The organism is Arachnia propionica, from assembly GCF_003932785.1.
Taxonomy (GTDB): Bacteria; Actinomycetota; Actinomycetes; order Propionibacteriales; family Propionibacteriaceae; genus Arachnia; species Arachnia propionica_B.
Genome location: NZ_RQYT01000012.1, coordinates 58,086 through 66,360 on the forward strand (window position 1 = coordinate 58,086; position 8,275 = coordinate 66,360).

General features: G+C 68.7%; 12 protein-coding genes. 2 read left to right on the top strand and 10 right to left on the bottom strand.

Annotated features, from left to right (window positions below):
- Positions 1-310: 310 nt before the first annotated feature.
- The 9 genes from EII35_RS07150 to trhA form a co-directional block, all read right to left on the bottom strand.
- Complete coding sequence (locus EII35_RS07150; protein WP_125227778.1) at positions 311-1,396, bottom strand: FtsX-like permease family protein; 1,086 nt, start codon at positions 1,394-1,396, stop codon at positions 311-313.
- Positions 1,393-2,034: an ABC transporter ATP-binding protein gene (locus tag EII35_RS07155; protein WP_125227779.1), complete on the bottom strand. Its 642-nt coding sequence runs from the start codon at positions 2,032-2,034 to the stop codon at positions 1,393-1,395. The genes EII35_RS07150 and EII35_RS07155 overlap by 4 nt, the downstream gene beginning before the upstream one ends.
- On the bottom strand, positions 2,031-3,092 hold the full coding sequence (locus EII35_RS07160) for a peptidoglycan-binding domain-containing protein (RefSeq protein WP_125227780.1): 1,062 nt from the start codon (positions 3,090-3,092) through the stop codon (positions 2,031-2,033). The genes EII35_RS07155 and EII35_RS07160 overlap by 4 nt, the downstream gene beginning before the upstream one ends.
- The gene (locus tag EII35_RS07165) at positions 3,093-3,635 is read right to left on the bottom strand and encodes a hypothetical protein (protein ID WP_125227781.1); all 543 of its coding nucleotides are present in this window, start codon (positions 3,633-3,635) and stop codon (positions 3,093-3,095) included.
- Between the two features lie 137 nt (positions 3,636-3,772).
- A complete protein-coding gene (locus tag EII35_RS07170; RefSeq protein ID WP_125227782.1) occupies positions 3,773-4,090 on the bottom strand; it encodes a hypothetical protein in 318 nt (105 codons plus the stop codon).
- 105 nt (positions 4,091-4,195) lie between these two features.
- A complete protein-coding gene (locus EII35_RS07175) occupies positions 4,196-4,708 on the bottom strand; it encodes an NUDIX hydrolase (protein WP_221739699.1) in 513 nt (170 codons plus the stop codon).
- Positions 4,701-5,354 (bottom strand): peptide-methionine (S)-S-oxide reductase MsrA, encoded by a 654-nt coding sequence (gene msrA / locus EII35_RS07180; RefSeq protein WP_125227783.1) that lies wholly within the window; start codon positions 5,352-5,354, stop codon positions 4,701-4,703. Before msrA ends, EII35_RS07175 begins: the two co-directional genes overlap by 8 nt.
- A 176-nt stretch (positions 5,355-5,530) precedes the next feature.
- Positions 5,531-6,202, bottom strand: a complete 672-nt coding sequence (locus EII35_RS07185) for a uracil-DNA glycosylase (RefSeq protein ID WP_125227784.1) — start codon at positions 6,200-6,202, stop codon at positions 5,531-5,533.
- Positions 6,203-6,230: 28 nt separating this feature from the next.
- Complete coding sequence (gene trhA / locus EII35_RS07190; RefSeq protein ID WP_260465049.1) at positions 6,231-6,902, bottom strand: PAQR family membrane homeostasis protein TrhA; 672 nt, start codon at positions 6,900-6,902, stop codon at positions 6,231-6,233.
- Between the two features lie 109 nt (positions 6,903-7,011).
- Here trhA and EII35_RS07195 point away from each other — a divergent pair, with 109 nt between their 5' ends.
- Together EII35_RS07195 and EII35_RS07200 are read left to right on the top strand one after the other, a co-directional pair.
- Complete coding sequence (locus EII35_RS07195; protein ID WP_185744221.1) at positions 7,012-7,437, top strand: SRPBCC family protein; 426 nt, start codon at positions 7,012-7,014, stop codon at positions 7,435-7,437.
- Complete coding sequence (locus tag EII35_RS07200; RefSeq protein ID WP_125227786.1) at positions 7,434-7,871, top strand: MarR family winged helix-turn-helix transcriptional regulator; 438 nt, start codon at positions 7,434-7,436, stop codon at positions 7,869-7,871. Before EII35_RS07195 ends, EII35_RS07200 begins: the two co-directional genes overlap by 4 nt.
- 28 nt (positions 7,872-7,899) lie before the next feature.
- On the opposite strand, the gene EII35_RS15885 is transcribed toward EII35_RS07200, so the two are convergent.
- Positions 7,900-8,067, bottom strand: coding sequence for a hypothetical protein (locus EII35_RS15885; protein WP_185744222.1), 168 nt, complete (start codon positions 8,065-8,067; stop codon positions 7,900-7,902).
- Positions 8,068-8,275 lie beyond the last annotated feature (208 nt).

Sequence of the window (8,275 nt, forward strand, 5' to 3'; positions counted from 1 at the left end):
CCATTGTAATCGAATGGGTGTTCTAGTGCAAGGGGTTGGGGAGAACTTTTCCCTCGGTTTCTGTTGGTTGAGCCGCTCGCCGGAACGCAGTGGCGGGGGCCGTGTCGAGACCCGGTGCGGGTTCGCCGGGATGGTTGCGGAGGTCTCAACACGAGGCCTCCGGCCTCGGCTCGACCAACGGAGAGAAGGTGGCCCGTATCCTCAGCACGTGGCGTTGGAGGTCTCGACACGGGTGGCTCGCGTTGCTCGCGGGCCGACTCGACCAGCGAAATTGGAGTGCGGCGACGGCTGATCGACCCACCCGAGGGGGTCAGGCTGTCCGCATGACCGCCACGGGGTCTCGGTTCGCAGCCAGCACAGCCGGGGGGATCGACGCCAGCAGGGCCGTCATGCAGGCCAGTACCGCGACCCCAGCGGCGAAGTCCAGGCCCGGCGCGTGTCCCCACAGGGCCCCCAGCCCCAGGCCGAGCGCTATCCCTGTACCCGCCCCGAGACCCGCCGGGATGGCGGTGCGGAGCGCGACCAGGGTGATGAGGTCGCCGCGGGTGATGCCGAGGGTACGGCGTCGGCCGAGGTCCCGGCGTCGGATCAACACATCGGCCAGCACCACGACGGCGACGAAGAACCCGCCCGCCCCCAGGATGAGCAGCAGGAGGGAACGCCCGAAGCCCGTGACCTGCCGCTCCACCAGCTTCCCGGCGGCGGCTGCCGCCAGTGGGGAGTCGACGCTGAGTTTGTTCGCACCCGCGGACACGATGCTGAGGGCGGCGTTCTGTGTCGCGGAGGCGGTGTCGATGCTGATGGAGATGGTGCGGATCTGACGGAGCGGTTCATCGCCGTCGAACCGGGTGACAGCCATCGTGGCCAGGTCGGTGAAGGGTTCCCGAGGCTCGAAGGAGCCGACGACGGCCCACTGGCGCCCATCCGTCCCGTCCAGGTGACCGACCGGGTGGCTGAGGCCGAGGCGTCGCTGCGTCTCGACCGAGATGACGGCCTCGCCCGGGGACCGGGGGAGTCTGCCACGGGTGATGGTGATGGCCCGCTCGATGTCGCCGACGAGGGCGACGAGCGCCACCTTCGGTTCCCCGACCGCCCCGTTGACCACGTCGACGGGGGTGGTGCTGCCGACCACGGCCTCGACGCTCGACAGTCCTCGCAGCACATCGACGGCGGCCGGGCCCAGGGACCGGGAGCCGTTCACGTCGGTGACGGTGACGGTGCGGGCGCCGGGGCCGGCGAGTTCCCGGGCCAGGTCAGCCTCCAGCGCCGCCTGACGGCCGACGGTGATGAGGGCGACGCACGCCGTCGCGGCGACGACGACAGCCACCAGCGCGCTGGGGACGGGGGAGCAGCGGGCGGCGGCAAGGGCCTCGCGGAGCAGGTCGCGGAGCTTCACAGTGACAGCACCTCGTCGGCCCGGGCCACGACGGTGGGGTCGTGGGTGGCGACGACCACGGTTCTGCCCTCCCCGGCCGCCTCTGCGAGGGCGTCGAGGACGAGGGCGGAGTTGTCCGGGTCCAGGTTGCCGGTGGGTTCGTCCGCCAGCACGATGGTCGGGGAGTTGACCAGGGCGCGGCAGATGGCCACGCGCTGCGCCTGGCCGCCGGAGATCTGGCCGGGGCGGTGGTCCGCCCGCTCGGCGAGACCGAAGCGGGTGAGCAGGTCGCGGGCGCGGGTGCGCAGCTCGCCGCGGTCTGCCCCGGCGTAGAGTCCCGGTTCGACGACGGAGTCCAGGATGATCCGCGACGGGTCGAGTTCCGAATCCTGGAAGACGAACCCGATCCGGGTGGCCCGCAGGTGGGCGCGGCGGTGATCAGGTAGGGCCGAGGCAGGCTCGTCGCCGATGTGGACGGTCCCGGAGGAGGGGGTGAGCATGAGCCCGAGCACGTACAGCAGCGTGGACTTGCCGCGTCCCGACGGGCCGGTCAGCGCGGTGACGGCTCCGGGGGTGAAGCGGTGGCTCAGGCCGTCGAACAGTTCCGTGTTGCCCTTGGCGTAGGCGAAGCGGAGATCCTCGATGCTGAGCCCGGTCATGACGGGGAGGACTCCGGGCGCGGCGAGGGCTGGCCGAAGACCCGCACCTGCTCGCCCACGTTCACCCCGTCGACCACGGCCAGGCCGTCGGCGACGGTGCGGATGGTGACTGTGCGCTGCTCGTCGGTGCCTCCCGAGACGACGGTGACGGTGGTGGTGGCGTCCGGTTGGGTGGTGAGGGCGGCGACGGGGACGACCGGTCCGGTCTCCGGCGGGATGACCTGGACGTCGGTGAGGAGGTTGGCCTTGCCGGGAAGCGCGGCGCACTGGTCGCCGCACAGCAGGGTGCCGTCCTGGGCGGTGATGGGGACGCTCACCCCTTGGTCGTTCGGGATGTGCTCGCCGGTGATGCCCTCCCAGGTGTGGTCGCCGTGGCGGACCGTCACGGTGGTCTGGGGTGGGACGAGCTCGGCCTGCTGCGGGGTGAGAATCATGGCGAAGGTGGGGTCGCCGCTCATGGCGCGCACGACGACCTCACCCCCGGCCAGGGCGGCACCGGGCCACAGCAGGGTGGCATCGAGGGTGACCTGGGCGGGCAGGGTGGGTACGGCCACCAGCTCGCCCAGGGCCATCGCCCCGGTCTCGGGTTGGCCTGCGGCGCGTTGCCAGGCCCGCATCGCGGCGGTGGTGGAGGAGCGCCACTGCCCGTCTGGGGCCTCGGTGGTGTGCCCGGCAGCGACGAGGGCCGCCTGCACCTGGGTGACATCTGGGCCGCTGTCGCCCTCACCCAAGGGCCGGTGGAAGGGGATGGCACCTGCGATGACCCGCACCGCCACCCCGTCGACGGCGTACAGCACGTCGCCGTTGGTCACCTCACCGCCGGGACCAACGGCGGTGACGGTGCCCTCGAGCCGGTTGACCGCAGCGGGAGCACTGGCCCGCTCGACGGTGGTGCTGAGGGTCAGCACCCGGCCGAGTTCCCGCTCCACCACCTCGACGGTGACCGACGAGTCGTCGGCCTGGGTGGTGGCCTGGGGCGGGGCGAGGGTGACCCGCCCGGCGAGGAAACCGATCCCCAGGGCGAGCAGCACGGCCACGGCGACAAGGAACTTCTTCACTCATCCTCCGTACAACGCGGTGTCAGGGGGGAGTTCGGGACATGCCTTGGCCACATCGGCGGGGACCTCCACGGCCGGGTAGGGCCACCAACGGTCCTCAGTCGTGAAGAAAGTGGCGACGTAGACGTCCCGGGTGGGTTTGCCCTCCTCGACGACGGGCTGGCCGTGGGCCTTCATGCAGGGGATGTAGTACTGCTCGAAGTAGTCGTGGACCAGTCCTATCTGGTCCTCGGACCAGTCGCCGCGAAGGCGTGGGTCCAACGTGTACTGGGAATCACACTTGTAGTAGGCCAAGTCGAAAGCCGGGATCTGACTTTCTGGGATCCCTTCCCCCAGGTCTGGCCCTCTGTAGCCGGGAGTCACATCAAAACCAGCGTCCTTCAAACACTGTGACATGGTGACGGAGTAGTCCTCGTAACTCTGGGTCCAGCGGATGAGTTCCACCTCTGGCACTGGTCCCGTCTCCGGCTCGAGGTGCTTGAGTTGCTCAGCGCGGACAGCCCAGCGCTCTTCCTCTGTGAAGGTCTTGGCGGTGATCTTCACGGTTGGCTCCCACAAGCTGGGGTCCCAGGTCCGGGGTGCGGTGGTGCTGGGGGAGGAGCTGGACTCTGGCGGGGGCGTACAGCTGGCCAGGCCAAGACTGCACACCCCCACCAGAGCAGCGAGCGCTACGGAGAGCCTCATGCCGGTGGGGTGCAGAAGCCGTAGGAGCCTGAGCGGAGGAGGGTTACGGCGCTGGCTGACCAGTTGGCTGTTCTGGCGTATGAGTGGCCGTAACCGTAGTATGTGCCGTAATGCTTGGCGACTTGGCGACCGTTGATCTTGAGAATAAGCGGTCCCTTGTCGAGCCGCTGCATCTGTCCTCGGACAGACACGGTTGCCCCACCACCCGAGCAGTTCTGTCGCCCGCTCTCAGTGTAAGCCTGCGCTGGTGCGGCCATTGAGCCGAACAGCGCGACGGCTGCTGCGAGGGCGACAAGTCGTCTCTTCACCTTCATTCCCATCTCCTTCGATAGAATAGATCCGATATCGGAATGATAGTCATCCAGGGAGGAGGATGGAAGAGATTAAGGGGAAGGAGGAGTAACTCTGGCCAGGAGTTATCATGTAGAGGGTTGTGTGCTGCCACGTCCCGTGGTGATGAGGCGGGGATGCCTGGGTGGGGCTAGCAGCTCGGTGGCGTAGAAGGTCGGGTAGGCGCGGCGGTCCCGGCCGTACTCGGCGAGCGGCACCCAGACCGGCTGCTCCCGTCTCCCGTCCTGGGTCACCCCGCCCGGGCGGATCTGCTGTTCCGGGTCGAACGTCATGAGGAAGTGGAAGGACACCTCATGGCAGGCCCGGCCCACCAGCAGCGGGGAATGCTCGTCGGTGAAGAAGTTCTGGTGGATGAACAGCAACCGGTCGATGCCGTAGTCAACTCCCAATTCCTCCCGTACCTCGCGGATCGCGGCCTCCTCGGCCGTCTCGCCGTGATGCACCCCGCCGCCGATCGTGTACAGGTACGGGTCGGTCTCGTTGCTCATCATGAGCACCGAGCCCTCGTGGAGGATGACGGCGACGGCGCGCAGCCGGAACCAGCGCTCGCCGTCGTCGAAACCGCAGTCGACCTCAGCCACAGCGCACGCCCGTGGCGTGGTTCGGACAGTACCCGCCCGGGTTCTTGTGGAGGTACTGCTGGTGCTCCTCCTCGGCCCGGTAGAACGTCGCCCCGGGCGTGATCTCGGTGGTGATCTGCCCGTAGCCCGACTCCGTCATGCGGGCCTGGAAGGCGTCGCGGGACCGGGTGGCCGCGGCGAGCTGGGCCTCGTCGGTGGGGAAGATCGCGGAACGGTACTGGGTGCCGACGTCGTTGCCCTGCCGGAACCCCTGGGTGGGGTCGTGATTCTCCCAGAACAATCTCAGCAGGTCGTCGTAGCTGATCCGCGCCGGGTCGAAGACCACCTGCACGGTCTCGGTGTGGCCCGTCTGGCCCGTGCACGTCTCCCGATACGTCGGATTGGGGGTGATGCCGCCCATGAACCCGACGGAGGTGTTGACCACGCCGTCGGTCTCCCAGAACAGGCGCTCCTCGCCCCAGTAGCAGCCCATCGCGAAATGGGCGACCTCGCAACCCTCGGGCACCTCGTCGAGCGGCAGCCCCAGGACGGCGTGACGGGGGATCGGGTCCAGGATCGGCTGATCGCGCCCGGGCAGTGCCTCCTCCTGGGTCACCAGCTGCGGATTGAGCCTGCGTTGAAGAAATCCAGCCACGTCAATGTCCATGCGGACAAGAGTATGGGGCCGCACCAACAGGTGCATCCGCTGCGGCCCTCATCACTGGTTTCGCCTGCCTTGGGGTGGAAAGGCCTGCCTTCTTTCACATTGCCTGTCTTGTTGGACAGGAGAGCCGCCAGAATGGCAGGCGAGCCGGGGTCAAGACAGGCGAAACCGTGGGTTGGTCACAGTGCCCAGTCGATGGGGGAGGCGCCCTGCGCCTCGAGGGCCGCGTTGGCGCGGCTGAACGGCTTGGAGCCGAAGAAGCCGTTGCGGGCGGACAGCGGCGACGGGTGGGCGCTCGCGATGACCGGGACGTCGCCGAGCAGCGGGGTCGTCGACTGGGCGTCGCGCCCCCACAGGATCGCGACCAGCGGGCCGCCGCGGGAGGCCAGCGCCGAGATGGCCGCCGTCGTCACCTCCTCCCAGCCCTTGCCCCGGTGTGATCCGGGACTGCCCGGCGCCACCGTCAGGACCCGGTTCAGCAGCAGCACCCCCTGGTCGAACCACGCGCTGAGGTCGCCGTGCTGGGCGGGCGGGATGCCGAGGTCGTCGGCCAGTTCCTTGTAGATGTTGATGAGGCTCTTCGGCAGCGGCCGCACGTCCCGGGCGACGGAGAAGGACAGCCCGACGGCGTGGCCGGGCGTGGGGTAGGGGTCCTGGCCGACGATCAGCACCCGGACATCCGCGAGGGGGCGGGTGAAGGCGCGCAACACGTTCGGCCCCTCTGGAAGATAGCTGCGCCCGGCGGCGATCTCGTCGCGGAGGAAGTCACCCATGGCGTGGATGCGGGGTTCGACGTCGGCCAGCGCATCGGCCCAGTCGGCGGCGATGAGGTCCTTCAGGGGTTGTGCCATGGGTCAACTCTAGAGCGCCAGAACACTGTCAGAACACTGCGAGGCCGATGGCGACGGCGTGGCAGACGGCCGCGGCGATGGTGCAGGCGTGGAAGAGTTCGTGGAAGCCGAAGACGCGCGGCGACAGCCGGGGCCAGCGGGTGCCGTAGGCGATGGCGCCGATGGAGTAGATGATGCCCCCGGCGGCGATGAGGATGACGACGGCGGGGCCGCCGCTGGCCCAGAACTCGCCGATCCAGCCGAGCGCGACCCACCCCATGGCCACGTACAGCAGCGTGTAGAGCCAGCGGGGTGCGGTCAGCCAGCAGGTGCGGAACACCACGCCGAGGATCGCGATGCCCCAGATCAGGCTGAGCAGGATCCAGCGCGAGGCGCCGTCGAGGAGGGTGAGGGTGAGGGGGGTGTAGGTGCCCGCGATGAACACGAAGATGTTGGAGTGGTCGAGACGGCGGAACAACTCCAGGGTGGCGTCGCGCCAGGTGCCGCGGTGGTAGGCGGCGCTCACGCCGAACAACTGCACCCCGCTGAGCGTCCACACGGCGACGCCGATCCGTCCCGCCAGGGTCGGCGCGAAGACGGTGAGCACCAGGCCTGCGATGAGCAGGGCAGGGGTGAATCCGAGGTGGAGCCAGCCCCGGAGCATGGGCTTCACGCCACGTGAGTCGAGGCGGGGCTGGGGGGCGGGGGAGTGCTGCATCATCAACCTACGTTTCAGTAACCTACGCTTCCGTAGGTTACTCCCTCGGTGTGCTGGATCCAACCAGAGCCGCGCCTTGCGCACCACAATAGTATGTGCACATACTGTCGGCATGATGATGCTCAGCTCCTTCCGGGCCACCAGCCCGCTACCGCCCCGGACCATCTTCGACTGCTGGGCACGCCCACAGTCCTGGCCCGTGTGGGATCCCGAGGTGAGCGAGGTCGACTTCCGGGGCCCAGCCGTCGTGGGGGCCGTCGGGAAGCTCAAGCCCCGCAGCGGACCAAGTGCGACGTTCACCATCACGGTCCTGGAGCAGGAGCGGCGTCTCGTCAACGAAACCTCACTGCCCGGGGCGCGTCTGGTGTTCCTGCACCAGGTGGAGCCCGGCCACGACGGCAGCCGCGTCGTCGTCGAGGTGTCGGTGGTGGGGGCACTCGGTTGGCTCTGGGGCCGGCTCCTGCGTCGCAGTTTCGCGAACTCCGCGCAGGCCAGCGGCGAAGGGTTGTTGCGTCACCTCGAGGGCGAGCCCGCATGACCTCCCGATTCGACGACCCACGCCGAAGCCCGGGTTTCCTGCTGTGGCGGGTCACGCTTCAGTGGCAGCGAGCCGTTCGGGCGGCCCTGGAGCCTGTGGGCCTGACCCACACCCAGTTCGTCGTGCTCGCCGCCGTGTGGTGGCTGGAGCAGGAGGCCGCCGAACCGCCGTCACAACGTCGGGTGGCCGAACTGGTCGGCATCGACCCGATGACCGCTTCCCAGGTGCTCCGGGCGCTGGAGGGCAGGGGGCATCTGAGTCGCGTCGACGGACGGGCCGACGCGCGCCAGAAGCTCATCGCGCTGAGCCGCGAAGGGGTGCGTGTCGCGGAGCAGGCCGTGACCCTCGTGGAAGAGGCGGACGGCGTGTTCTTCGCAGCCGCCGACGAGCGAGTCCTGGTGGAGCAACTGCGCTCCGTGACGGCGTCCCGGTGAGTTGGCTGCTCCGACCGAGGCCCGAGAGTCAGCTCATCTCGAAGAAGTCTCCCTTGGGGCGGAACGGGAGGTGGCAGCCCTTCGGGACCAGGAAGGCGTGGTCGCGGGGGACGGTGAAGATGTCGCAGTCGCCGTCGGTGATGATGAGGATCGGGCCGTTCTTCGGGAAGTCCGGGTCATTGATGAGTTTCTGCACCCCCGGTGCCAGTACCGTGCCGTCCCGGCCGTCAACGAAGTCCGGCTCGACCAGCGGAAAAGAAGGTTGTGGGCCGGGGTGAGTGTTGCGATGGTCATTCTGATCGTTGAGGTGGTTCCAAGGGGGTGTGGGGGTCTGGTGTGCGGCCTTGGGCTGCTGCCTTCTGTTTCTCCACGGGGAGGGCTTTGAAGGCTCCCATGGCGTAGGG

Bases quoted from the DNA above. Each gene is read 5' to 3' on its own strand.
- EII35_RS07195 (WP_185744221.1), top strand. From the start codon at position 7,012: ATGATGATGCTCAGCTCCTTCCGGGCCACCAGCCCGCTACCGCCCCGG.
- EII35_RS07170 (WP_125227782.1), bottom strand. From the start codon at position 4,090: ATGAAGGTGAAGAGACGACTTGTCGCCCTCGCAGCAGCCGTCGCGCTG.
- EII35_RS07185 (WP_125227784.1), bottom strand. From the start codon at position 6,202: ATGGCACAACCCCTGAAGGACCTCATCGCCGCCGACTGGGCCGATGCG.
- EII35_RS07155 (WP_125227779.1), bottom strand. From the start codon at position 2,034: ATGACCGGGCTCAGCATCGAGGATCTCCGCTTCGCCTACGCCAAGGGC.
- msrA (WP_125227783.1), bottom strand. From the start codon at position 5,354: ATGGACATTGACGTGGCTGGATTTCTTCAACGCAGGCTCAATCCGCAG.
- trhA (WP_260465049.1), bottom strand. From the start codon at position 6,902: ATGATGCAGCACTCCCCCGCCCCCCAGCCCCGCCTCGACTCACGTGGC.
- EII35_RS07200 (WP_125227786.1), top strand. From the start codon at position 7,434: ATGACCTCCCGATTCGACGACCCACGCCGAAGCCCGGGTTTCCTGCTG.